The following is a 24,808-nucleotide window of genomic DNA, read 5'->3' as shown; positions in this document are numbered from 1 at the left end:
TAACGGATCATCGTTTCCTCACCATATATTTTCTTGCAAATCCAATGGGATTGTAACTCATCTTAGCCTTCCTGAGCCCTTCCATCCCCACATCATCCTCACGGTTCACCAGGGCCACATCCGGGAACTCATTGACCAGGAACTGCTGGTTAATGAACTGGTACAGGCCCTTGATATCCGGATTTGCCTTCTCAATATGAATGACCGCCATATTCTCCCGTTCATTCAGGCTTCCAATGGTAAATGCCTCCATCTGTCCGTCCACATACACAGCCGCCATGCGCACGCACAGGCTGGAGCAGTTCTTCAGTATCTCATGGATACCCGCCACCTCATATTCCAGGGAATCCTCCAGGGCATCGGCATCCGCTTTCTTCTGCCTCCAGCGCTCCATGAATTCCCAGACCTCATGCCTGTCCGAACAGCAGAGCCTTCTATACTCATACCGCCCCTCATACTCCCTCATAAAGGCATTCAGATGGTTCTTTTTCTTATGGAGTTTCTTCCCTGACAGGGTGCGCATGGCCTCCCCGTCATACAGGTAATCCTTTAAATCCACCTGCTCCTCCACCTCATACTCCTTCGGGTCCAGCCCCAGATATTGCACCGCCTCCTCATCAGCCAGTGCAATAAAAAACGGCTTATGGAGCACTTCTGCGAAATACTCCTCCAGCTGGTGGAAAAAATAGGGCAGGTCTTCCTCCCTGCACATGGGCATGGCAGTGGAAACCTGTCCATCCCTCTCCATCAGCCACAAAGCCGCCCTGTCCTCACTGACCGTACATTCCACATGATAATAGTCCTTCCATAAAAAACAATCCAAAAACACACTGTCACATGCTTTATTGGGCCTCAGGCCATAAAAAGGCTTCAGCCTTTCTATATCCCCAGCCACCACGGGCTTAAAATCAAGCTTCATAAAATTACCTCTCTTTATTCGTACGACTGTTGTTAGTATACCATAATTTCCAATACTAAAACAGTTTTTTTAAGATTGGCATGATCCAGCTATCAAACTTAAGCAGCCACAAAAAGTCCCCATCGCCTTCTTAATTTCAAACCATCCGCTCCTGCGCTCCCCTATAAGTAAGTATCTATCTTTAATGTGTGTACTTGTTAACCGTTTCTGCGTCAACTATAATATCCAGTAAAGGAAACGTTCATAAAAACACCCAAATCAATACCAAAACAATACGGAGGTACAATTCATGAAAAAAGAACTTGCGGTAAATCCCTATTTATTCCCGATGCCGGTACTTATGATAGCCACCTATGGTGACGACGGCAAGGTAGACGTGATGAACATGGCCTGGGGAGGTATCTGCGCTGAAGATATGGTCTCACTCAATATCAGCGAGGACCATAAAACATCCGCGAACATCAAGAAAACAAACGCTTTTACACTGAGCATTGCAGACGTGGACCATCTGGAAGCAGCCGATTTCTTCGGCATTGCCACCGGCAACAAAATGGAGGACAAATTTGAGCGCAGCGGCCTCACTGCGGTGAAAAGCCAAAAAGTCAACGCGCCCATCATCGACGAATTTCCCCTAACCCTTGAATGTGAAGTAGTCGAATATAAAAATGAAGCCTACGGCTTCCACGTCATAGGCAGGATTGTCGGCGTACTGGCGGAAGCGCATGTACTCAATGAAAAAGGCAAGGTTGACCCCAAAAAGCTGAACGCATTCGTATTTGACCAATTTCAAAATGGCTACTATGCCATCGGCGAAAAAGTCGGCCAGGCCTGGAACAGCGGCGCCAGCCTCATGAAAAAATACTGAACGCATGACCCCACCTCCCCCAACCATCTTCCCCTTTTACACATGCAGCGGTTGGAATACGCAGTCCGTGAAGAGGGTCAGGGCGGGCGGCGGCAGACCACGCGCATAGGGGCGGAGGCCGCAGGTTCCTGGGTCCGGGCAGCAGAAAAGATGGGGGTGGATTCTTGCATCAAAGCAAGAATCCAAGGAGCTCTGAACGGAGAAAGCTCATCAGAGTTTCTCCGTGAATAGCACCGGTCCCCCATCTTTTCTGTTGTCCGGGCCCTGGAAGCTGCGGCCTCCGGCCCTCAGCGCGTGGTCTGCCGCCGCCCGCCCTGACCCTCTTCACGGACGTAGCCTTCCCACCCCTTCATCCGCCCCTTCAATCCTGCGCAATCTCCTTCACCAACAGCAGCCTCTGCCCCTGCTTCACCTGCTCATCCGCCAGTTCATTGGTAGATATGATGGTGCCGATGGTGGTATGGAACTTTTTCGCAATGGACCAAAGCGTATCGTCCGGCTGGACAATATATCCCACGATTCCAGGCAGTTCCTGAAGCTTCTGCAGATCCATGGGATTGACGGCCGCACCGGTAATCACCGGCTCGCATACCGGCTGCAGGACCAGGAAATCCAGGGCAACCACTGCCTTTACCTCCACCATGTCGCCGCCCATCATGACCGCGCTCAGCTGCTCCAACCCTGCATCCAGCTGGTATACGCTGTCCTCACGGATTCCCCTGGCTTCTGCGGTGCAGTGGAACGGCACCTGCTCCACGGATGACTGTACAGGCGAGGTGTCATCGCTGGTAAGATATAACAGGGTCACCTCCAGGACGCCGTCTATCTGCAGACAGTCCTCCCCCACCTCCACGTCATCCAGCTTGATGGTCCCTTCGTTGTGGCAGATCTGGAGGATACGCTCGGCCTGGGGCAGTTTCAGCTTTTCCGCCACCTTGGACTTGCACACATTCCTGGTCAGTATCTGGTCAAAACAGGCCTCTGTCCGGGTCAGTTCAATCTCACGGTTGTTGGAATACATGTCGCTTAACAGTTCTACCTGCTCTTCCTCGTACAGCTTGATATCCAGCTCCAGGACAGCATCCACGTCCATTTCCCGCATTTCCCCGTCATAGTCGGGCTTGGCTTCCATATCCTTGTGGGCCAGGCGCACGGTTACCATGGGAATCTGCTCCTCCTTCACATCGCCCATCTCCATGTCGCCTGAGAATGGCAGGGTCTCCTCCATCCACTGCATGGGCATGTTTTCATCCTCCGCGCTGTAGATGACAAACACACTCAGTTCGCCGTCCAGATGCAGACGTCCGTCCAGCGGTTTTACGGTTATGTCCCGAAGCTTCATTTCACGCCACAGAAGCTGGCCGATATTAGGCTTTCCGCCTGTAAGGCTCAGTTCTTCCTTGATGCGGTATGTATCCTTGCGCCTTACGGCAATGGCTGCCGCGGTGGCTGTCCGTTTCAGTGTTTCCACCTGTACCTGTCCCGATGCATCTGTGTCCGACAGACCGGCCCCTGCGCTGCGGCTTCCGCTTTCCATGTCCACATCCACTGCGGCTTCCACATCCCTCAAAGTCTCCACCCGCACCTGAAGCGTGATGATGGCCTGGACCCCCAGCTTCCTGGAGTTAATCATATCCGTATTCAGGTCCTCCAGCATCCAGTTAAGGCCCACGTAGTCCTTTTCCTCCAGTCCGGGGACATTGACCACTTCCTCAAACGGGATGTTGCCGCCCAGGGTCTGGAGTCCGCCCGCTTCCCTGCGGTACAGCACCTGGAACTCCAGCTTGCCCTTTACCGCCACCTTATCTCCCTGGTTCTTCACTGTCTCAATCTGGATCTCACCGGTGTCTAACATCACCTGTTCCATATCGTCCATGGTGTCCGGCACAATAAAGTCATCATCCAGTGTAATCTGTGTGGTAACATTTCCCTTCCATTGGTTCATATGTATCTGTTTCTTTATTAATTCCATAAAAACACCTGCCATCTCTCCAGAACGTATCTGAACATTGTTTTCTGCCAGCCGGGCGTGAATGGTGTTCAGATACGCTCCGGTCTTTTAGAAAAATCTATGCGGACAGCAGGTGGTTTATGCTTTATATCTTATCTTTCATCGTATTTGTCCATAAAATGATGGCGCGCGCCCTTTTGCACATATCCAAGGCAGGCGTCCAGATTGATGTTCTCCACGCTTTTCATGATGTTGGCGTCGATGAACGGGCTGTTCTTCCTGAGGGAGCGGATTAATTCCTTCATCTCCTGGCGCTTGGAGGTATGGACGATATCCGCCGCATCCCCCGTAATCCCCCTGACCGCCTGTTCCCTTGCAACCTGCTCCGTGAACCGGCAGGCACATTGGAGGAAATGCAGTCCATTGTAGTCTTTCCAGTCCAGGATATCCTCTTCCTTAACAAAATAAAGGGGACGGATCAGTTCCATTCCCTCGAAGTTGGTGCTGTGGAGTTTAGGCATCATGGTGTTGATCTGTCCCCCGTAGAGGATGCCCATGAGTATGGTCTCTATCACATCATCAAAATGATGGCCCAGCGCAATCTTATTGCACCCCAGCTCCCTGGCATGGGCGTACAGGTATCCCCGCCGCATGCGGGCGCAGAGGTAACAGGGCGACTGGTCCACATCCACCACGATATCAAAGATATCTGAATCAAAGATGCGGACCGGTATATTCATAAGGGCTGCATTATCCTCAATCAGCTTCCGGTTGTCAGGGTGATAGCCCGGGTCCATGACAATGAACTCCAGCCCAAACTCCGTGCCGCTCTGGCGTTTTAACTGCTGGAGGCACTTGGCTAACAGCATGGAATCCTTGCCGCCTGAGATACAGACAGCCACCTTATCGCCGTCCTGGATCATCTTATATTCCTGAAGCCCCCTGACAAAGGGGCGCCAGATTTCCTTGCGGAACTGCTTGATGATGCTCCGCTCTATATTCACATATGGTGCTTCATTCTTCATGACTGGTATGGTTTCTCCCGTGTGTCTTTATTCTGTATTCCCTGCCCTGCGTCTTCCTGGGAAGGAACCTCTGTCCCCCTGGCCGCCAGCGCCTGCTTCAGGTACTCAATCTCCTGTTCCATCTGCTCCATCCGGCTTCTCATATCCTCGTATTCTTCCAGCGTCAGGCTTCTCTTATTCTTCGGTATGGTGACGCCGTCCTTTTTTACCGGACGGGCCGGTATCCCCACTGCGGTCACATTGTCCTCCAGAGGTTTTAAGAGCACTGCGTTGGCGGCAATGGAACAGTTATCCCCCACCTCAAATGCCCCCAGGATCTTGGCTCCGGCCCCCACCATGACATTGCTGCCAAGGGTTGGATGGCGCTTCCCCTTCTTCGTGCCCACGCCGCCCAGGGTGACTCCCTGGTAAATCGTACAGTTATCCCCCACCACCGCGGTCTCACCGATGACCACGCCGGTTCCATGGTCAATGAGGATCCCATGGCCCAGCTGGGCGCCCGGATGTATCTCTATCAAAGTAAAAAACCGTGCTATCTGTGAAATAAGCCTGGCTATGAAAAACATCTTATGCTGATAAAACCAATGGGCAAACCTGTGCCATATGAGGGCATGGACCCCCTGGTAAAGCAGGAACACCTCCAGTGCGTTGCGGGCAGCGGGATCGCGTTCCTGTACGGCCTTAATGTCAAGCCAAATGTCTTTGAATATCATAGTATACTCCACCCTCTCTTTAACAAGTTAAAACATTGCTGCTGTGACACGACATTTACCGAAAAACATAAATATCGTATAGTATAGCATATGATATTCAATTTAAAAAGGATTTTTTACTGGAATACGACAGGATTCTCCAAATACTCCGTCTTGATTACAATATATGGGAAAGACTGCTCCGTGCCTGCATTTTCCCCCTTCTCAGGCCCCTTTAACTCCGTGTTGATCACAATGGAGTTGTCGGTAAGGTAAAGGTCGTTTACGCTGATGCTGTACCCGCCCGTGGGCTGTACCCCGTACCCCACTGCAATGTACAGGTTCTGCTCATCGCTGTATGTAAGCTTGAAGGGCTGCTGCTGTTTCTCAGCAATCAGTTTCTTAAGTTCATCCGGCACATCCAGGTCCCCGGCCACCGTAAAATCCAGGTCCCGGACCTTATCCCCGTCATCCTTTGAAGCGGAACAGCCTGCCAGCCACAGCGACGCGGCAATGACCATCAGCAGTCCCAGGTACATTTTCCCTTTGATAAATGCCTTCATGTTAATAAAACCTCCCGGAATATATGATACAATTACTATCAATATATTCCGGAAGGTCCTGATTATTCTTGATTCATCTCAGAGTGTGCCTGAAAATGCTTAAGCTTCCCTATATACAATCTTCCCTTATACAACCTTCCCTCATACAATCTTCCTGATCCAGCCCTCCGGCGCTTCGATGGTGCCCATCTGGATACCGGTAAGGGTTTCATACAGCTTCCTGGTAACAGGTCCCATCTCATCCATGCCGCTGGGGAAGCAGATTTCCTTTCCATGGTCAACAATCTTGCCCACCGGGGAAATGACGGCAGCGGTGCCGCACAGGCCGCACTCTGCAAAATCAGCCAGCTCAGCCAGCTTCACAGGCCGCTCCGTCACCTTAAGTCCCAGGTAATGCTGGGCAACATGGATCAGGGAACGCCTGGTAATGGAAGGAAGGATGGAGTCAGACTTAGGCGTGACCACCTCCCCGTCCCTGGTAACGAACAGGAAATTCGCGCCGCCTGTCTCTTCCACATAAGTCCTGGTACCCGGGTCTAAGAATACATTCTCATCATAACCGGCTGCATGGGCGGTGACAGAGGCATACAGGCTCATGGCGTAGTTAAGCCCGGCCTTCACATGGCCTGTTCCATGAGGCGCCGCACGGTCAAAGTCGCTGACGCACAAGGTCAGGGGCTTTGCGCCGCCCTTAAAATACGGGCCTACCGGGGTCACGAACAGGCGGAACTGATATTCATCCGACGGCTTGACGCCGATAACCGGACCTGAAGCAAACATATACGGCCTTAAATACAGGGTTGCGCCGCTGCCAAAGGGGGGTACCCAGGCCGCATTGGCCTTAACCACTGCATCCACTGCTTCCAAGAACCTCTCCTTTGGGAATGGAGGCATCTCCAGGCGCGCCGCGGAGTCCATCATGCGTTCAGCATTCAGGTCAGGTCGGAAGGTGACAATGCTTCCATCCTCCGTGGTATAAGCCTTAAGGCCCTCAAAGCATTCCTGGCAGTACTGAAGGATGCCTGCGCACTCATTAATCACCACATTGGAGTCCGAAGTCAGTTCTCCCTCCCCCCATGCCCCGTCTTTATAGTTTGCAACATATCGCTTGTCCGTCGGCATATAAGAAAATCCGATATTTCCCCAGTCCAGGTCTTTCTTTTCCATAATCAATTCCTCCGTTCAGGTAGAAGTAGCTTGTTTTGTTGAACACAATTATAATCGCATTAATCCGTAAAATCAATGGGTTCTGTGTAAATGTGATATACAATTCGTGCATATTAGCCATAACCGGACCTAAGGGCGGCTTATCCCTCTTCCTCATTGTAAAACATGTTAAGATATGTTAAATTAATAAAGAATCTAACACATGTGAAGGAGAATCACCAATGGCCAAGAAAACCGCCCGGGGCACCCGGGGCAAGATTGTAGGCGCTGCATGGAAGCTGTTCTATGAACAGGGATACGAGGATACCACGGTAGAGGAAATCATCGAGCTGTCCCACACATCCAAGGGCTCCTTTTACCACTATTTTGATGGCAAGGATGCCCTTTTAAGCACCTTAAGCCTGTTATTTGATGAAAAATATGAAGAGCTTACCGATATCCTGGCAGAAAAACCGGAGATGACCGCCATGGACAGGCTGCTGTTCCTTAACAGCGAACTGTTTGGAATGATTGAGAACAGTATTTCCATGGACCTTCTGGCCCGGCTCCTGTCCACCCAGCTGATCACTGCCGGCGAAAAGCACCTGCTGGACCATAACCGCACCTATTATAAACTCCTGCGCAAAATCATTGCCCACGGCCAGGATAACGGTGAATTAAGCACCGGCTTAAGCGTCAGCGAAATGGTAAAGCTGTATGCATTAGCGGAACGCGCAATCCTTTATGACTGGTGCCTGTGCGGCGGTGAATACTCCCTCAGACGGTACAGCGTGTCGGTCATGCCTGGATTCCTGAGCAGCTTCCTGGAGCACCGGGAAAGCACCTTATAAGAAGGGAACCGGCAGGCCAATATTGGGAAAGAAAATAAATTCTATTTTTTTGAACATATATTATTTAATATATCGTACGGTCAATTTTCCTTTTATTTATAATGAATATTTAATATAAATAATATTTTCGTCTAGTATTCAGTCTATACTTTGTTCTGTATTGCGTTCTCCTATACCTCATGTTATAATGTGCACATTATGGCTACTTCCGTTCTCCCCGGGCTGACAGGTTCCGGGGAAATGTATGTAATGGCCAATATAATGCAGCACCATGCAGCTTTATGTATCGTAGATATATTATGAAGTGGATATATTATGAATATGTAGATATATCATAAATATATCGAAAATGTATCGTACATATGGTGCATGCACTATAATTGACTGAAAAGCTGAATTGATTGAAAACAGGAGGGAAAACATGAGTACAGGACAAATAGGGATTCTGGCTGCCATCATCATATATCTGGCTGCCATGGTCTACGTAGGTTTCTATTTCAGCAAAAAAGGCGGCGGTGATTCAGCCGACGAATTTTATCTGGGGGGCCGCAAGCTGGGAGCCTTGGTAACCGCCATGAGCGCCGAGGCATCGGACATGAGCAGCTGGCTGCTTATGGGGCTTCCGGGAGTGGCATACCTTACCGGTATCGCAGACGCAGGGTGGACTGCCATCGGCCTTGCAGCAGGTACATATCTGAACTGGCTGATTGTGGCAAAGCGCCTGCGCCGTTATTCCGTGGCCTGTGACGCCATCACAATCCCGGACTTTTTCTCACGGCGCTACAGGGATGAGAAAAACATACTGATGTGCATTGCCGCCATTGTCATCCTTATCTTCTTCATCCCCTATACGGCTTCGGGCTTTAAGGCTGTGGGGACCCTGTTCAACAGCCTTTTCGGCGTAAATTACCATGCAGCCATGATTGTGGGCGCCATTGTCATCATCGGTTACACGGTCCTGGGAGGATTTATGGCTGTCTCCACCACGGACCTGATTCAGAGTATCGTCATGAGCATTGCCCTGGTCATCATTGTATTCTTTGGGGTCAATGTTGCCGGGGGCTGGGATGCGGTGGCGGACAATGCCCGTTCCCTCGCAGGATATCTGAGCATGACCCATATCCATAACATGGCGGACAATACGGCCTCCCCTTATGGATTCATCACCATACTTTCCACCCTGGCGTGGGGGCTGGGGTATTTTGGCATGCCCCATATCCTTCTGCGTTTCATGGCAATCAGCCATGAGGATAAGCTGAAGACATCGCGGCGCATTGCCTCCATCTGGGTGGTCATCTCCATGTTCGTGGCAATCCTGATTGGAATCATCGGCTACAGCGCTTCCGTTGCAGGCAGCATCCCCACCTTTTCCTCCAGTTCCGAGTCAGAGACAGTCATCATCCGTCTGGCCGACCTGCTGGGGCGTCATGGACTGCTGCTGTCCATCGTGGCAGGCGTTGTCCTGGCCGGAATCCTGGCATGTACCATGTCCACGGCTGATTCCCAGCTGCTGACCGCCGCGTCTGGGGTGTCCCAGAACCTGCTCCAGGATTTCCTTAAGATTAAGATGGACACCAAAACATCCATGATGGCTGCCCGCCTTACGGTTGTGGGAATTGCGCTGGTAGGCATTGCACTGGCATGGAATCCCGACAGTTCCGTGTTCACCATCGTATCCTTTGCCTGGGCCGGCTTTGGAGCCTCCTTTGGCCCGGTCATGCTGTTCGCCCTGTTCTGGAAGCGCAGCAACCTCAAGGGCGCCCTGGCCGGCATGGTTTCCGGCGGTATCATGGTATTCGTATGGAAATACGGCGTGCGGCCCCTTGGCGGGGCATGGAATATCTACGAACTGCTCCCCGCATTCCTGGTGGCCTGCGCTGCCATCGTGATTGTATCACTGGCAACCGCTGCGCCGTCTGCAGAAATCTGCGAAGAGTTTGATTCTGTAGGAAGATAATACCGGCCCGTAAGTCTTAGACAACGTAAAACCACTGTCCCAGGCACAGTCATACCTGCCCGGAACAGTGGTTTTCCTTATTTGGCCCTTATATCAGCTTAATCTTCCTGTTTACTGCAGATTGCCAGCCTGTGCTGGTATTTCTCCCTGGTAGCCAGCCCTCCCCGGATATGGCGCTCGGACTTGTTTACGTCCAGTACAATCCTTGCCTGGGCAGCCAGCCCCGGATTGATGTGTTCCAGCCTGTCAGTTACATCCTTATGTACCGTGGATTTGCTTATCCCGAATTTCTTCGCCGTCTGCCTTACCGTGGCATTGTGGTCTATGATGTAATTGGCGATGGCTACCGCACGTTCTTCAATATACTCCTTCAAAGTGAGTCTCCTGAGGATTTTTTTACATCATATGCGGAAAATCCTGGGATTAGCACCACCTCGTACGGATTCTGGAGGAATTTTTTCCGTCTGGTCTCCTGTTTACGTCCCCATTCCCTGGCAGCCCGCCTCTTCCCCTGCTAAAATCCGGCTTTCCCCAATTCATCCATCATGGCCCGGCGCCTTTTATAAAGTGTCCTCCACTCCTGTGCCAGCTGTGCGGCCGCTTCCAGTCCATTGGGATAGGACGCTATCTTCTTCAGATATTTCATCAGTTCTTTATAACGCGTCCTGTCAGACGCAGATTCGGCCTGTCCTCTGGCAAAGGCAGTATAAGCAGTCCTCATCCTGTCCGGGTACATCTTTTTAAGGACTTTTTCATATCGGTCCATGGTATATACAGAGCCGCTGTTTACTACTTCCTCCAGAAGCTGGCCGTACATTTTCTCCGATTCCAATAAAGGCAGTTTAATCTCCTGGCCGGCCGGACCTGCCAGCAGCTTCTCCCGGATCTGTTCCCACTCGCTTTTTCCGCACACAGCCTTTAATTTACTGGTGAAATCCAGACTGTCCTGTCTGCAGGAAAATACCTGGAACAGCAATTCCTCCTTATAATCTTTGTCCATATGCAGCCTGCCGTACAACTCAATCAGTTTCCGGCTGTGCCCGCTGACCCAGGAGGGGGATCCATGGTCCAGTTCCTTGCTCTCCTTCAGGACACGGATTGCATCCTTGTATTGTCCCGCCTGGATAAATTCTTCTGTCTCCAGCATCCTCACTGCCGTAAATCTGCGGTTTTCCTCCCGGTACTGCAATATCTCCTCTTCCGAGGCCCCCAGTTCCTTCATGATCTGAAGCCTTTTCAGGATATTATATTCAAATCCATACTGCACGCTGTAGTATTTGCCACAGTCCATGCCTTCCCTGTTTTTTTCAATCTCCTGGTCCAATGCCTCCATTGTCCTTTGCAGGAGTTCCCTGTCATGAAACTCATTCATAAGGAACCCGCTGATATATTCTTCCAAATAATCAGTCACGGTACCGTCCGCCTGATATTTCTTAAACCAGGCACGCATCCTGTCCTTATCCTGCTCACTGCATTTTTCCAGGATCTGCTTCCAGAATTCATAACAGGCCTCCGCCACCATACCCAGGCCGCCATCGGAATCATCTATATCCTGGTTCCCAATGGTGATGAATACCTGATTTGTAAGTTCAAATGCCTGCATCCAGCAGCCTTTGTCAATCACGGCCTGCACCTTGTCATTCAGAAATGCTTCCATCTCCAACAAATAATTACCTGCATTTTCCCAGTCCACATAGCCATATCTGTCCGAATACCCGTAAGCAATGTCATTTATCTCCCTTTTCAACATTGCCATCTGTCTCTGGCTTATGGATGGGGAATATTGTATCAGGATCTTGTTCCTCAACTTCCCATCTTCCCAGGCCATGGATTCCAGGAGGCGCCTCAGTTCTTCTTCCGGAATCCCATTTATCACGTCCTTAAGCTCCTGTCTGGAATCCTGGACGGTTCCTCCATCGGCCGTGGGGGGCATTTCCAGAACGCCTCCCTCTTCTGCCTCGTATAAAACTGCCGCCATATGCTTGCAGTTATACCCTTCCGCCGCATATGGGCAGGTGCACCTCATGTGTTGGACCTGGTTGTCCTTTATGTCTATTTCCACCTCATAGTCCTCGGTCCCCTCCACCAGGGCACGGTATCCGCCCTCTGTCCGCACCATCTCCATGACGGCCCCGGACTCGTAATAATCCATGCCCCGGACCAGGATACGGGGGCTGAATAAGCTTTCCCATTCATCCATCATTGCATACACTCCTTTATCAAATAGTGCCCTCTGCCATCCTCACATGTCATCTTCAAATCCATCCCTGGCCTTGGTAATCCTTTCTTTCCGCTCCAAATGCAGATTACAGGATGCAGCAAAGTCATGGCTTCCGAAAATATGTAATATATTTTAATTATACATGATTTTTCCTTCAAGGAAAAGGAACGCCGCCTGAAAAGATACTGGTTTTCATGCAGTTATCCAACTAAAGTACAAGGCATCCCATTGACTTCTTATATTATTTGTGCTACGCTAAAAACAGCAAATGAATAAGTTCTTCGGGGCAGGGTGTGATTCCCTACCGGCGGTATAGTCCGCGACCCGCTTAGGCGGCTGATTTGGTGAGATTCCAAAACCGACAGTATAGTCTGGATGAGAGAAGGCGATTTAATTCATATGGATAATGAACCACATGCCGTTATTTATATTGAATTGTTTATGAATCCCAAGCCCCTATGGCTCTGGGATTTTTTTAATATGGAAAACGTGCCTGTGATGATTTTTTCCCAAAGGTTTTACAAAAGTTTTTCCAAAGGACTTGTTTCATTGCAAAAACAAACTTTAGGGCACATCAAGGCCCTGATATCTAAGGAGGTTTATGTTATGAAATCAAAGTGGAGTATTCAGAAGCTTATTTACACCGGCATGCTGGCCGCCATGGCAGGCGCCCTTATGTCACTGGAATTTTCAGTTCCTATGATGCCGCCATTTTACAAAGTGGATTTCAGCGATGTCCCATCCATCATGGCCCTGTTCCTGTTCGGACCCGCATCCGCTGCCTGGGTGGAAATCATCAAGATCCTCATCAAGCTGATAACAGTGGGGACCAACTCCATGTACGTGGGCGAACTGTCCAACCTGATTGGTGTGGCCCTGTTCGTCATCCCCTTATGGATTGTATACAATAAAATGGGCAAGAACCGCCGGGCAGCCATCACCGGCCTTTCTGTAAGCATTGCCGTAAGGACTGCATTTGCATGTTTCTGCAATGCCTTCATCACCCTGCCCTTATACGCAAAGGCCATGGGCGTTTCCCTGGACAGCGTGGTTACCATGGTAGCCTCCGTGAACCCTGCCATCACCAGCCTGACCACCTTCATCGTCATGGCCACCATCCCCTTCAACATCCTGAAGCTGGGCTTAAACTACTTTGTAGGCTACCTTCTGTTCAACCGCCTGACAGCCGCTTATCCATCATTAAAGCCGGCAAGGCAGCATTAAAAGCCAGTAAGGGCAACGTGAAAGCCAGTAAGGGCAGCATGAAAGCCAGTGAGGGCAACATGAAAGGAAACCAGCCGGAGAAGCCAACGGCTAACCTGTCCTAGAGTGTGTTTGAAAGGAGAATTTTTAAAAAAATGATACTCAGATACAGCGAACTTACCAGACTTGAGATGGAACAGATCGACAAGGAAGAAACCATTGTCCTCATCCCCCTTGGCGCCCTGGAACAGCATGGGAACCAGGCGCCCCTTGGCACGGACGACATCATTGCCCAGGCCATGACCGAATACCTGACCCAGGCACTGGAGGCAGAAGACCCGGACTTCCCCATGCTGATATTCCCGGTCATCCCTGTGGGGCTTAGCACGGAGCACAAAAACTTCTGCGGTTCCATCACCTTAAAACCGGACACCTACTACCATCTGCTATACGACATATGTGCCAGCCTGGCGCACCATGGCTTTAAGAAGCTGGCCCTGCTCATATGCCACGGCGGCAACGCCCCCATTGCCCAGGTACTGAGCCGGGAACTGCGAAGCGAGCTGGGGATTTCCCCATTCCTCCTGTCCTCCGGCGCATTCAGCCATCCCGATGTAAAAGCCACTGTCTCAGAGGGCAACATCTGGGATTTCCACGGCGGCGAGATGGAAACCTCCATGGTCATGGCCGTGGACCCATCCTTAGTCAAGCTGGAAACCTCCGAAGCCGGCATCCCTGCTGCCTTCAAGGACAACCAGGCCCTTCAGCCCTACGGCCCCGTATCCATCGGCTGGGTATCCGAGGACTGGAAAACAGAGGACGGCAAACCCATCGGCATTGGCGGCGACCCCTCCGGGGCTACGGCTGAAAAAGGAAGGATCATCCTTAAGACTAGTGCGGAGGCGTTGGTGCCGGGGCTTTTGGAGATTAAGAAGTGGAATGGTTGATGGGGTGCGTGGGGGAGGTGCATCCGTACGTGAGCGGAATGGGGATGGGGGCTGTGGATACGGCTGCGGGGCTAGTGCTTCTAATGCTCTGGAAACCGGCGTTGGACAAGAGGCTGGCCGCCTAACTCGCGCTTAGTTTGTCTAAACCATACAACACTGAGCTCAGACAAAGGCGCCAGCCTCTTAACACCGGTTCCCACAGCATAAGAATCACACGCCCCTGTAGATGCATCCACAGCCCCCATCCCCATTCCGCTCACCCACTACGTATTATCGTTCCTGCATCACATGAACCGGAGAAAGAAATAAAAAACAGGCTTAGTTCATTCCGTTCTGCCAAAGATGTACTTCGTCAAGACGGATAGTCCAGGCCTGTTTTCTATATACTTATACTAAAATCAGTAATGCATTTATATGCTGATGCTAAGTTTAGTAATGCACCATATTATTGTTAAGTCAGGAAATACATAAGCTTGCGGTATGATTTTCTTCTCTCCGATTCATGTTTTAAGGCAGTAGCTGAAGGCCCCAGCAACCTCTTCAAGTACTTGGCAGGAGCCAGGGGCGGGAGGCGGACGGGGGGACGGTTCCTTGTGGAGGGTATTAGAGAGACGGACTCAAAAAGGCGGCAAAAGCCGGGCCGAGCGAGGGCCTCAAAGCCCGAGCGCAGAGTCTCCACGGACGAAAAATCATCAAGATTTTTCGGTAGTTGAGACGGTGCCCGGTTTTTGCCGTCTTTTTGAGTCCGTCTCTCTTATGCCCGGAACCAGGAACCGTCCCCCCGTCCGCCTCCCGCCCCTGGCTCCGTAAGAAAACCAAAAGCAGAGGTTGCGCAACCCCCGTCACACCCCCTCTGCCTTCAAACCATCAATCCATATTCATCAATCCAAATACTTCTTAAGCGTCGCCCTGACAGCCCCCGCTCCCGCAATCTCCTCCAGGAACATTGACTCCACGGTCTCACCGATTCCGGCCTCATAGAGGTCTACACCGAATATATTGGCATTGGACAGGATTGGCTTTAACTGTCCTTTGTAAGTCTCAGGCTTGCCAACTTCAATTCCCTCCAGGGCTTTGGTCAGCTCCGGCACCATTGGGTCTGCTGAAAGTTCGAATGCATTTCCCTGGTCATCCACTGCCAGAAGGTACCTGCACCAGCCTGCAAGCGCCAGAGGAACAGCCTTCAGCTTCTTGGCGTCACCGTATTTTGCAACGTATGCCTTGATGGTCTCGCCGTAACGGATGCCCACCTTCTGTGAGGTGTCAGTGGCGATTCTCTGGGGCGTGTCAGGCATGAATGGGTTGGGAATCCTTACGTTGATTACTTCATTTACAAAGTCCTCAGGGGACAGGATTTCAGGATTGGTCACTACCGGCATTCCCTCTACCGGGCCAATCTCATGAACCAGCTTGTTAAGCTCGGCATCCTTCATCTCATCTGCAATCAGGGTGTAGCCCAGCACACAGCCGTATACAGCCAGGGCTGTATGGAGAGGATTCAGGCAGGTGGTGACCTTCATGCGCTCTACCTTGTTAACCGTGTCCCTGTCCGTCATGTAGACGCCAGCCTTTTCCAGCGCCGGCCTTCCAGCCGGGAACTTGTCCTCGATGACCAGGTACTGGGGTCCCTCTGCATTGACAAATGGGGCAATGTATGTCTTCTTGGAGGTGATGACAGGGGCCATATCCTCTACTCCTGCCTTCTCCAGCTCAGCGCATACAGAGTCAGCTGGACGTGGTGTGATCTTGTCAATCATGGACCAGGGGAAGGATACCTGGTTTTCGTCGGAAAGGTAATCCATAAAGCCGTCCTCTACATAGCCCTTCCGGTTCCACTCCTTAGCCATGGTGAGGATGGAGCTTTGAAGCTTTTCCCCGTTGTGGGAACAATTATCCATGGAAACAACTGCCAGAGGCGCCTTGCCTGCTTTGTATCTCTCATTCAGAAGCGCGCACACAACTGCCATGGCAGATACTGCCTTTTCCGGGCCATTGTCAATGTCTGCCTGGATGAATGGGAAGTAATTCCCGTCAGAACCCTTTAAGGCATATCCCTTTTCCGTGATGGTAAAAGAAATCATCTGAAGGCCAGGATTCACGAATATCTCCTTCAGGCGGTCCCACTCCTCCTTTACGCCGGACTGGGCCTTAAGGGCCTCTGTCAGGGAACCGATAACCTTCTTATCCGTGGAGCCGTCTGCTTTCAGCGTCACTGCCAGCACCAAGTTATCATATGGTTTGTATATTTTGTCAATCACATCAAAGTCAAAGGTCTCCACACAGGTAATACCCTTGCTGCACTCACCTTTTTCAATCAGGGTATCGGCCAGGCCTCCGATAAAGATACGGAAAATATTGCCTGCTCCAAAATGCACCCACACAGGAGCCTTCCTTGTCTCTGCTGCCACTGCTTCGATGTCATAGTCCGGAAGTCCGATACCGGCTGCCTCCCATGCGCTCCTGTCTTTCAATCCTTCTAATGTCAGTTTCATATTGATTACCCTTTCCTTTTAAAATATGATTAAAATAATGAAAGTCTCTTATCTAGTATGGTAGTATATAGCGGCCTTTTATTCAATATGTAATTTTCCACAATTTTTCAGGTATATTTTTGTAAAAATCGCTTATATTATGCCAATTCATTTTCATGGATTGACATTTCATCCAAGGGGTATTAGTATACTTGTATGGTAGTTGGACGGAGTATTTGCAACAAATAAATGATTATATCAAAGGAGAACGATTATGAAAGCCGTACAGATTGTAAAACCAAACGAATTAAAGCTGATTGACATGGAGAAGCCTGTCATCACCGAGAAGGACAATGTACTTGTGAAGATGACCGCTGCCGGCATCTGCGGTTCTGATGTGGGAATCTACCACGGAACCAACGCAGCCGCAACTTACCCAAGGGTTATCGGACATGAGATGGTGGGACGTGTGGACGAGGTCGGCCCTAATGTGAAGGACTTAAAGCCGGGCGACCGTGTGATCATCAACCAGGTTACAAGCTGCGGCCACTGCTATCCCTGCAAGATTGGACGCGGCAATGTATGCGACAGCCTGGCTGTGCGCGGCGTGCACATTGACGGCGGTTACAGGGAATATATTGCCGTACCTGAATCTGACTGCTACATCCTTCCCGAGTCCCTTTCTGATGAAGACGCTGTCATGATTGAGCCTACCACCATCGGTATCCAGTCCTGCACCAGGGCTGAGCTTCAGAAGGATGACATGCTCTTAATCTACGGCTCAGGCGCCCTTGGAAGTTCCATATTAAAGATTGCACGCCTGCTCTGCGACCACATCATTGTAGCCGATGTACTGGATGACAAGCTGGAGGCCGCAAAGGCCAACGGGGCAACCTACACCATCAACGTATTAAAAGAAAACCTGCTTGAAAAGGTAAAGGAATATACATACGGACACGGGGCAACCGTATCCATCGACGCTGTGTGCAACAAGGATTCCCTGATTAACCTTCTTGAGGCAACCGGCAACGCGGGCCGCGTCATGACCATGGGCTTCTCCACCAGCCCCACCGAAATCAACCAGTTCGTAATCACCTCCAAGGAACTGGATGTCAGAGGCTCCAGGCTTCAGAACAAGATGTTCGGCAAGGCCATCGAACTGGTCAATGAGGGCAAACTGGATCTGTCCGGCGCTGTTTCCCACACCTTCCCCCTTACAAAGGCCCAGGAAGCATTTGACTTTGTGGACAGCCATGACCCATCCATCCGTAAGATTGTACTGACCTTTGATTTCTAATACGATACAAAATAAACGCAGCGAGGTTTGGATATGGAATTATTAGACAGGCAGCCTTCCGAAAACGCGCGCTCTTATGCGCTGCGCGTTCTCCTGCACAACATCATAACCCTTGAACTTGCGCCTGGCAGCGCGGTCAGTGAAAATGAACTCTCCCTGGTACTCAAGCTTTCCCGCACCCCGGTGCGGGAGGCCTTGATTGAGCTGAGCAAAATGGGGCTGGTGGATATCCAGCCCCAGCGCGGCAGTTATATTGCCAAGATTGACTACGAGCTGGTGGAAGAGTCCAGGTTCATGCGCCTGGTTCTGGAAAATGCGGTCCTGGCCCTGGTATGCGAAGGCATTTCCCCGGAACACGAGGAAATGCTCCGGGCAAACATGGCGGAGGAAACCAGGCATCTTGAAGCAGGGGACTACCCCCGGCTGTTTGAGCTGGACACGGATTTCCACCGTCTTTTATTCCTGTCCGTGGGCAAGGCCCGGACCTACAGTATCATCCACTCCCAGATGGTGCATTTTGACAGGCTGAGGGCCTTATCCCTCAAGTCCCTTAAGCCGGACAAGATTGTGGAGGACCACGAGAATATCCTCTATGCCATCGGCCGCCGGGACAGCGAGCTGGCCGAGATGCTGATGACCCGGCACCTGACCAGGCACCGGGTAGAAAAATCAGAGCTTATTAAGCTGTATCCAGATTATTTTGTGTGATTTCAGTCAAATGTCAGGATGACTTTTCCTGCCCCACTGTCCTTATCAGCCAGAACGGCAAATGCCTCCTCATACTTTTCAGCCGGAAACACATGTGTGACCAGCTGGTCCACCCGGTCCAGACGGTCCGCAAGACGTTCCAGTGTCTCCGGGAATTTCTGCATCTGGTGCCTGGTTCCAAGAATGGTAAGCTCCTTGGCGTTAACCGCCTTAAAATCAATTGCAGTGGGCGTCTTTGCGAATGTCATCGCCACCAGGCGTCCGGCTGGTGAGAGAAGTTTAACAGCGTGTTCCAGAAGGGCCGGGATTCCTGCTGCTTCAAATACCACATTGACCCCCTCCCCGCCAGTCACATCCATAACAAGTGCATCCAGATCCTCCTTTACAGGGTTGACCATGTAATCCGCGCCAAACCGGGCCGACATGGCAAGCCTGTTTTCATTTGGCTCGGATACAATCACCACTGCCCCGCGGCTCTTGGCCACATCCGCCACAATCAGGCCGATTGGGCCGGCCCCATGGACCAGGACCACATCCCCCGGCCGGACATCGCCCCGCCAGTTGGCCTGGAATCCGATGGTATATGGCTCACACAGGGCTGCCTGGACATAACTCATTTTACTTTTATCGTATCGATACAACTGGGAGCGTTTAACCACCGCGTATTCCCTGAAGGTTCCATCCACAATACAGCCCAGGACTTTCAGTTCCCGGCATACATTATGATGGCCGCTGCGGCAGGCGTAACATTTCCCGCAGTAGGTAATGGGTTCAAAGACCACACCGTCCCCGGCCGCCAGGTCGGACACCGCCTCTCCCACCGCTTTGACTTCACCTGCCGCCTCATGCCCGATTACCCTTGGATATACAGCATAGGGATTGCTCCCATGGGCCACATGCACATCGGAACCGCAGATTCCCGTGGCATGGATCCGCACCAGCACCTGGTCCGGCTCAGTGATGGACGGCATCTTTACATCCAGCATTTCCATATGGCCCGGTTCTATTACCGTGATTGCTTTCATCTTCCTCTCCTTTCATTCTGGTCCGGCTAAATCCCGGGGCAGGACAGGAACCCTCCGTCCACCGCAATCACCTGGCCCGTTACATAGCCCGACATATCCGGGTCTGCAAAAAACCGCAGCGCGCCCACCAGTTCCCTGGAATCCCCCAGCCTGCCCATGGGCGTGCGGTGAATCACATTGTAGTAGCGCTGGGTATAGGTGCCGTCCGGATTTACATACATGTCATGGTTTAATGGTGTCAGGAAATATCCCGGGGCCACCGCATTGACCCTGACCCTGCCATATTCATTGGAAAGGTAATTGGAAAGCCATCTGGTGAACATATCCACCGCCGCTTTGCTGGACGCATAGGCCGGAACCATGCTGAGGGCGTCATAGGCTGCCATGGAAGTTATGTTGATAATGGAATTCCCCTCCCCGCCTACAAGGTCCGCTGCAAATACCTGGCTGGCAATCACGGTTCCCAGCCAATTCACGTTCATGACCCGCATCATCTTTTCCGCATCAATATTAAACAGGGTGCGGCTCTTTCCCAGCAGTTCCCGGACAGTCTCCTTGCGGTCCGGATCAGCCTTTGCAACCTCTGTATCCATTTCATCGCCTGGCTGATATGACCCGGACGTGGTCTTGGCCAGTGGATCCTGGATTCCTGCACAGTTAATCAGCACATTGCACTTGCCCAGCTTTTCCCTGACCTCCTGACGGGCCTGTTCCATGGAAGCCTTGTCCACCACGTTGCAGCGGATTGCAGCGGCCCTTCCTCCATTTTCCCTGATCTGCGCAGCTACCTGCCCTGCAGCATGGATATCATAATCCAACACTGCAATTGATTTACCATCCCCGGCAAGTTCCCTGGCAAACACGCTGCCAAGTCCTCCGCCTGCACCGGTTATAACAACAACCTGTTCCATATCCCTTATCCTCCGACGAATAATTTTTAATTTAAAATACTTGGAATCCACAGTGTGAGCTGCGGGACAAACGATACAAGCGCTAATACAATAAGGCTTGTGGCCAGGAAGGGAACCGTGGCCTTAAATGCCTTGAATGCGGAAATCTTTCCAATCTGGGCGCCTGTGCAGACACACATGCCTACCGGAGGCGTGGTCAGTCCCAGCATCAGGTTCAGGATTGCCATCAGCGCAAAGTGGACCGGCTCCATTCCCACCGCGGTTGCCACGGGAAGCAGCACCGGGAACGTAATCAGGATTGCCGCAAGGCTTTCCATGAACATCCCTACAAAAAGCAATACCACATTGATCAGAAGGATTACCACAACCCGGTTATCCGTAATACTGAGTATGCTGTTTGCCACCATCTGCGGGATACGCTCCGCTGTCAGGATATAGGCAAATACATTGGCCAGCCCAATGAGTACGATGATGCTGGCGCAGGCCCTTATATTCTCCCAGACAATCCTTGGAACATCCGTGATTCTGATTTCCTTATACACAAACACACCTACAACCAGCGCATATGCGCATGTGACGATTGAGGCCTCCGTCGGCGTGAACACGCCAGAGAGGATCCCGCCTAAAAGAATGACAGGCATCAGCATGGCCCAGATTGCATCCTTTGTCGTCTCCAGGCGCACCCGCCAGGAAGCCTTTTCGTGCCTTGGATAATTGCGCTTTACGGAGATGATATAGGTTGGGATACAGAGGGCCAGCCCCAGCAGGATACCGGGGATAATGCCGGCCTGGAACATTTTCCCAACGGAAATGCTCACACAGGAACCTGCAATGACCATGGGCACGCTGGGCGGGATGATTGGGCCTACAACGGATGAAGCCGCTGTCACTGCCACCGAGAAATCATCGTCATAGCCGTCATCCACCATGGCCGGAATCAGCATACTGCCCAGGCTGCACACATCGGCAATGGCTGTTCCGGATATTCCGGCAAACACCATACTTGCCACAATATTTACCAGCGCAAGGCTTCCGCGGAAATGTCCCAGAAATGAGTTGCAGAAATCCAGAATACGCCTGGTGATACCTCCGCCGTTCATCAGCGCTCCGGCCAGCATGAATCCGGGTATACAGAGCAGGGTAAAGGAATCCATTCCAGAATAAAACTTCTGGGCGATGACGGTCAGCGGTATGTTATTTGTAAACAGATAAAACAGGGATGACAGACCCAGGGAAAATGCAATCGGAACCCCTATCAGCAGAAGTATCAGGAATATAATAAACATCATTGCAACCATACCTTATTCCGCCCCCTTTCCCATTGCCAGGACTTCGCTTATGATTCCAGCCATACAGTAGATGGAGGTCAGGGCAAATATCCCCACCGGGACCAGATAGAAAATTCCCATGTTAATCCTCAGGGAAGTGGATACTGTCCTCAGACCGGTTTTCCAGAATATAAAGGCCTGCCTTGTACCCACTACCCCTACAATGCTTATGAAGATATAGTCCAGAATGCTTATGATATGCTTAAGCTTTCCGCGCATGTTGTTTGTCACTATGTCGATGACAGCATACTCATTGTATTTAATTGCCATGGGCGCACCGAACATGATTGTATACATGAAAAACAATCTTGTCATTTCGTCTGTCCAGGGAGCTGAAATCCCCGGCGTATATCTTGTGATGACCTGAACCAGGACGCAGATACTCACCAGGCCAAAGGAGAGGGCTGTAAGGTAATGGAATATCTTATCCAATAAGTCAGTAATTTTCTTCATCGCTATCCCCCAACTCTATCAATTATTAGCCGCTGCTTTTATAAACGCCGCCTGATGCCCGCAGGCGGCGTCTGGCGCCATGCTGTTATTTTACATTGGCATCGGACATTTCGCAGATTTTCTGGTACATATCCCAAAGGCCTGCGCCCTGGTCCTCCAGGTAGGACTGGATGACCGGCATCATGGCGTCCTTAATGGCGTCACGGTCCACTTCCGTGTTAATGGTCATGCCCGCATCCATACATTTCTGGCGGTAATCATCCTTGTGTTCATAGTAGTAATCATTGGTCCACTGCTGCATTTCTGCAGAAGTCTCATCCAGCCAGCCTCTCATCTCATCGTCCAGGCCATTGTAAAGGTCGGCTGAAACCAGGTTAAGGATAGTTGAATATACATGGCTTGTCTCATTTACATACTTCTGCACTTCATAGAAGCTGTTGTCGTAAATCATGTCATATGGATTTTCCTGCATCTCCACGACTCCCTGGCTTAAGGCGTTAAAGGTCTCGCCCAATGCGATGGAGGAACACACTGCCCCTGCGCTGTTCCACATATTCGTATGCAGCGTGTTGCCTGACATACGCATCTTTCGTCCGCTTAAATCAGCCGGTGTGTTAATGGGCACATTGGATGTCAGCTGGCGGGCGCCGCGCAGCTGGTACCACAAAACATGGAATCCCGCTGTCTCAAAATCATTCTTAATGGAAGTTCCAATCTCACTCTCAACCATGTTCTGCACATCTTCCTCAGAGTTGTAGGCCCATGGCGCTTCCAAAAGGGTTGCGCTGGGCGCATATCCGTTAAAGGAGCCGCCGGACATGGTCATATCCGTTGTCCCTACCAGCATGCCTGCCAGGGAATCCGCTTCCGAGCCAGATGAACTGGAAGGATAAATCTCAACCACAAAACGCCCGCCGGACTTTTCCTCCAGGCGCTTCTTAAATTCGGTTGCAGCCTGCCCCCATGGATGGTCCAGGGATACCGTCAGGTCATACTTCAGTGTAACGGTTTCCCCTGCCGCGGAAACTTCCTTGCTTTCTGCACCTGCTGCCTGGGTGTCCTTGTTACCGCTCCCTGCTGCCTGGGTTGCGGGTGTGCTGACGGAACTGCATCCGAAAAGCATGCCTGCACTTAGTACCACGGATGTAATGACTGCCAATCTTTTTTTCATTTCGTTGTCCTCCTCGTATGAATGGTTTATTGTTACTGCTTTAATAGGCCCGTATCCTGTCTATGCACGCAGCGTAATCCTCTTCCTGGAAAAACAGTTCCTGTTTTCCAAGGACGAAGCCCTCCACTCCGCAGTTGTGATACAGGTCGCTGATAACTTCCCTCGTGGCCCCGCCGTCCAGAAGAAGGTGATAACCAAGCCCATGTTCCTCCCTGTAGCTGTTAAGTTCAATGAACTTCTGCCGCGTATACGGCATGAATTCCCTTCCGGCAAATCCGGGATTCACTGCCATGATCATGACATAGTCCGTAATCGGAAGCATGTCCTTAACACTTTCAAGCGTGGTGCAGGGATTCAGTATAAGACCTGTTTTTTTGCCCTGCATCTGAATCAGCTCAAGGGTAGCGGACGGAATCAGTTCTGACTCCGGGTGGATGTAGATGATGTCGGCTCCTGCCTGGGCTACTTTTTCTATGTAGTTGTGCGGATTCATGACCATCATATGGCAATCGATTAATTTGTGGGCGCCCTGATCCGTAACCCGCCGTATCATCTCCAGTTCCCTTACAGACATTCCAAAATTTGGAACAAATGTCCCATCCATCAAATCCACATGATAAATATCCATATCCGTGGCATCCAGCTTCTCAACCTCTTCCCTGATATTGTCAATTGCCAGGTTTAATATGGATGGACACAGTAATTTGGGCCTCTTCTCCATCATTATCAGCTCCTTCTTAATTATTCCTTGTTCGCATTCTCAAAAATGTATACTAGTATAACATCTGAGGTGAGTATAGCACCATGTCAGGACAAAATCAACGGCAATTATCAATTTTGTCTTTATTTACAAAATTTTATTGTATCTTTTGTGCTATATCTACAATTTAATTGTTTATTTTTTATCAAATAAGCACTGATTCTTTTTGTCCCCCTCCCCATTATTTTACATTTTCAGTAAATCATTTAATTTCTGTCTTATTCATTTATTAAAATCTGGTATACACTTTATCCTACTTTTGACGCCTATTTCTCAGAGTATCATAAACCTTTCCATGTTATTTTTAATTTTAACTGTATTGATATTGAATTATTTTTTATCGT

The 24,808-nt window shown here is 50.7% G+C and carries 22 protein-coding genes and 1 riboswitch; of the genes, 7 read left to right on the top strand and 15 right to left on the bottom strand.

What is annotated here, in order from left to right; translation table 11 throughout:
- Nucleotides 1-7 precede the first annotated feature (7 nt).
- A complete protein-coding gene (locus LK536_RS41970) occupies nucleotides 8-919 on the bottom strand; it encodes a DUF2156 domain-containing protein (RefSeq protein WP_008724426.1) in 912 nt (303 codons plus the stop codon).
- Between the two features lie 289 nt (nucleotides 920-1,208).
- Between LK536_RS41970 and LK536_RS41965 the strand changes: the two genes are divergently transcribed.
- The gene (locus LK536_RS41965) at nucleotides 1,209-1,784 is read left to right on the top strand and encodes a flavin reductase family protein (RefSeq protein WP_227794469.1); all 576 of its coding nucleotides are present in this window, start codon (nucleotides 1,209-1,211) and stop codon (nucleotides 1,782-1,784) included.
- A gap of 361 nt (nucleotides 1,785-2,145) precedes the next feature.
- Here the strand turns inward: LK536_RS41965 and LK536_RS41960 are convergent, their stop codons facing one another.
- From LK536_RS41960 to LK536_RS41940, 5 genes are all read right to left on the bottom strand, one after another.
- Complete coding sequence (locus tag LK536_RS41960) at nucleotides 2,146-3,756, bottom strand: DUF3794 and LysM peptidoglycan-binding domain-containing protein (RefSeq protein ID WP_025484109.1); 1,611 nt, start codon at nucleotides 3,754-3,756, stop codon at nucleotides 2,146-2,148.
- 131 nt (nucleotides 3,757-3,887) lie between these two features.
- Nucleotides 3,888-4,760, bottom strand: coding sequence for a tRNA 2-thiocytidine biosynthesis TtcA family protein (locus LK536_RS41955; RefSeq protein WP_227794470.1), 873 nt, complete (start codon nucleotides 4,758-4,760; stop codon nucleotides 3,888-3,890).
- Nucleotides 4,757-5,473, bottom strand: coding sequence for a serine O-acetyltransferase (gene cysE / locus LK536_RS41950; RefSeq protein ID WP_008724419.1), 717 nt, complete (start codon nucleotides 5,471-5,473; stop codon nucleotides 4,757-4,759). Before cysE ends, LK536_RS41955 begins: the two co-directional genes overlap by 4 nt.
- Before the next feature lie 116 nt (nucleotides 5,474-5,589).
- On the bottom strand, nucleotides 5,590-6,015 hold the full coding sequence (locus tag LK536_RS41945; RefSeq protein ID WP_008724418.1) for a protease complex subunit PrcB family protein: 426 nt from the start codon (nucleotides 6,013-6,015) through the stop codon (nucleotides 5,590-5,592).
- A gap of 141 nt (nucleotides 6,016-6,156) precedes the next feature.
- Nucleotides 6,157-7,182 (bottom strand): branched-chain amino acid aminotransferase, encoded by a 1,026-nt coding sequence (locus tag LK536_RS41940; RefSeq protein ID WP_008724416.1) that lies wholly within the window; start codon nucleotides 7,180-7,182, stop codon nucleotides 6,157-6,159.
- Nucleotides 7,183-7,403: 221 nt separating this feature from the next.
- Here LK536_RS41940 and LK536_RS41935 point away from each other — a divergent pair, with 221 nt between their 5' ends.
- Complete coding sequence (locus LK536_RS41935; protein WP_120056582.1) at nucleotides 7,404-8,012, top strand: TetR/AcrR family transcriptional regulator; 609 nt, start codon at nucleotides 7,404-7,406, stop codon at nucleotides 8,010-8,012.
- Nucleotides 8,013-8,433: 421 nt separating this feature from the next.
- Nucleotides 8,434-9,969, top strand: coding sequence for a sodium/proline symporter (locus tag LK536_RS41930; protein WP_025484113.1), 1,536 nt, complete (start codon nucleotides 8,434-8,436; stop codon nucleotides 9,967-9,969).
- A 98-nt stretch (nucleotides 9,970-10,067) separates the two neighbouring features.
- On the opposite strand, the gene spoIIID is transcribed toward LK536_RS41930, so the two are convergent.
- Nucleotides 10,068-10,343: a sporulation transcriptional regulator SpoIIID gene (gene spoIIID / locus LK536_RS41925; RefSeq protein WP_008724393.1), complete on the bottom strand. Its 276-nt coding sequence runs from the start codon at nucleotides 10,341-10,343 to the stop codon at nucleotides 10,068-10,070.
- A 140-nt stretch (nucleotides 10,344-10,483) separates the two neighbouring features.
- Nucleotides 10,484-12,172: an SWIM zinc finger family protein gene (locus LK536_RS41920; protein WP_227794471.1), complete on the bottom strand. Its 1,689-nt coding sequence runs from the start codon at nucleotides 12,170-12,172 to the stop codon at nucleotides 10,484-10,486.
- 291 nt (nucleotides 12,173-12,463) lie between these two features.
- Nucleotides 12,464-12,581, top strand: a riboswitch (FMN riboswitch).
- 215 nt (nucleotides 12,582-12,796) lie between these two features.
- On the opposite strand from LK536_RS41920, the gene LK536_RS41915 reads away from it, so the two are divergent.
- Together LK536_RS41915 and LK536_RS41910 are read left to right on the top strand one after the other, a co-directional pair.
- A complete protein-coding gene (locus tag LK536_RS41915) occupies nucleotides 12,797-13,414 on the top strand; it encodes an ECF transporter S component (RefSeq protein WP_008724347.1) in 618 nt (205 codons plus the stop codon).
- A 134-nt stretch (nucleotides 13,415-13,548) separates the two neighbouring features.
- Nucleotides 13,549-14,340 carry a creatininase family protein gene (locus LK536_RS41910; RefSeq protein ID WP_008724343.1) on the top strand — a complete coding sequence of 264 codons (792 nt, stop codon included), beginning with the start codon at nucleotides 13,549-13,551 and terminating at the stop codon, nucleotides 14,338-14,340.
- Between the two features lie 881 nt (nucleotides 14,341-15,221).
- On the opposite strand, the gene LK536_RS41905 is transcribed toward LK536_RS41910, so the two are convergent.
- Entirely contained in the window at nucleotides 15,222-16,832 is a 1,611-nt protein-coding gene (locus LK536_RS41905) for a mannitol dehydrogenase family protein (RefSeq protein WP_227794472.1), read from the bottom strand.
- Between the two features lie 253 nt (nucleotides 16,833-17,085).
- On the opposite strand from LK536_RS41905, the gene LK536_RS41900 reads away from it, so the two are divergent.
- Both LK536_RS41900 and LK536_RS41895 read left to right on the top strand, forming a co-directional pair.
- Nucleotides 17,086-18,108 (top strand): zinc-binding alcohol dehydrogenase family protein, encoded by a 1,023-nt coding sequence (locus tag LK536_RS41900; RefSeq protein ID WP_008724338.1) that lies wholly within the window; start codon nucleotides 17,086-17,088, stop codon nucleotides 18,106-18,108.
- Nucleotides 18,109-18,141: 33 nt separating this feature from the next.
- On the top strand, nucleotides 18,142-18,816 hold the full coding sequence (locus LK536_RS41895; RefSeq protein WP_227794473.1) for a GntR family transcriptional regulator: 675 nt from the start codon (nucleotides 18,142-18,144) through the stop codon (nucleotides 18,814-18,816).
- A 2-nt stretch (nucleotides 18,817-18,818) separates the two neighbouring features.
- Here LK536_RS41895 and LK536_RS41890 read toward each other — a convergent pair whose 3' ends face one another.
- The 6 genes from LK536_RS41890 to LK536_RS41865 all read right to left on the bottom strand — a co-directional run bounded on the left by LK536_RS41890 (nucleotide 18,819) and on the right by LK536_RS41865 (nucleotide 24,428).
- Nucleotides 18,819-19,841, bottom strand: a complete 1,023-nt coding sequence (locus LK536_RS41890; RefSeq protein WP_227794474.1) for a zinc-binding alcohol dehydrogenase family protein — start codon at nucleotides 19,839-19,841, stop codon at nucleotides 18,819-18,821.
- Between the two features lie 26 nt (nucleotides 19,842-19,867).
- On the bottom strand, nucleotides 19,868-20,752 hold the full coding sequence (locus tag LK536_RS41885) for an SDR family NAD(P)-dependent oxidoreductase (protein WP_227794475.1): 885 nt from the start codon (nucleotides 20,750-20,752) through the stop codon (nucleotides 19,868-19,870).
- Nucleotides 20,753-20,778: 26 nt separating this feature from the next.
- Nucleotides 20,779-22,050: a TRAP transporter large permease gene (locus tag LK536_RS41880; protein ID WP_025484159.1), complete on the bottom strand. Its 1,272-nt coding sequence runs from the start codon at nucleotides 22,048-22,050 to the stop codon at nucleotides 20,779-20,781.
- A gap of 3 nt (nucleotides 22,051-22,053) precedes the next feature.
- Complete coding sequence (locus LK536_RS41875; protein WP_025484160.1) at nucleotides 22,054-22,533, bottom strand: TRAP transporter small permease; 480 nt, start codon at nucleotides 22,531-22,533, stop codon at nucleotides 22,054-22,056.
- Nucleotides 22,534-22,618: 85 nt separating this feature from the next.
- The gene (locus LK536_RS41870; RefSeq protein ID WP_051400602.1) at nucleotides 22,619-23,704 is read right to left on the bottom strand and encodes a TRAP transporter substrate-binding protein; all 1,086 of its coding nucleotides are present in this window, start codon (nucleotides 23,702-23,704) and stop codon (nucleotides 22,619-22,621) included.
- A gap of 40 nt (nucleotides 23,705-23,744) precedes the next feature.
- On the bottom strand, nucleotides 23,745-24,428 hold the full coding sequence (locus LK536_RS41865; RefSeq protein ID WP_227794476.1) for a ribulose-phosphate 3-epimerase: 684 nt from the start codon (nucleotides 24,426-24,428) through the stop codon (nucleotides 23,745-23,747).
- Nucleotides 24,429-24,808: the final 380 nt, after the last annotated feature.

It is taken from the genome of Clostridium pacaense (assembly GCF_020709765.2).
Taxonomy (GTDB): domain Bacteria; phylum Bacillota; class Clostridia; order Lachnospirales; family Lachnospiraceae; genus Enterocloster; species Enterocloster hominis.
This window is presented reverse-complemented; position numbering and strand designations above follow the sequence as displayed.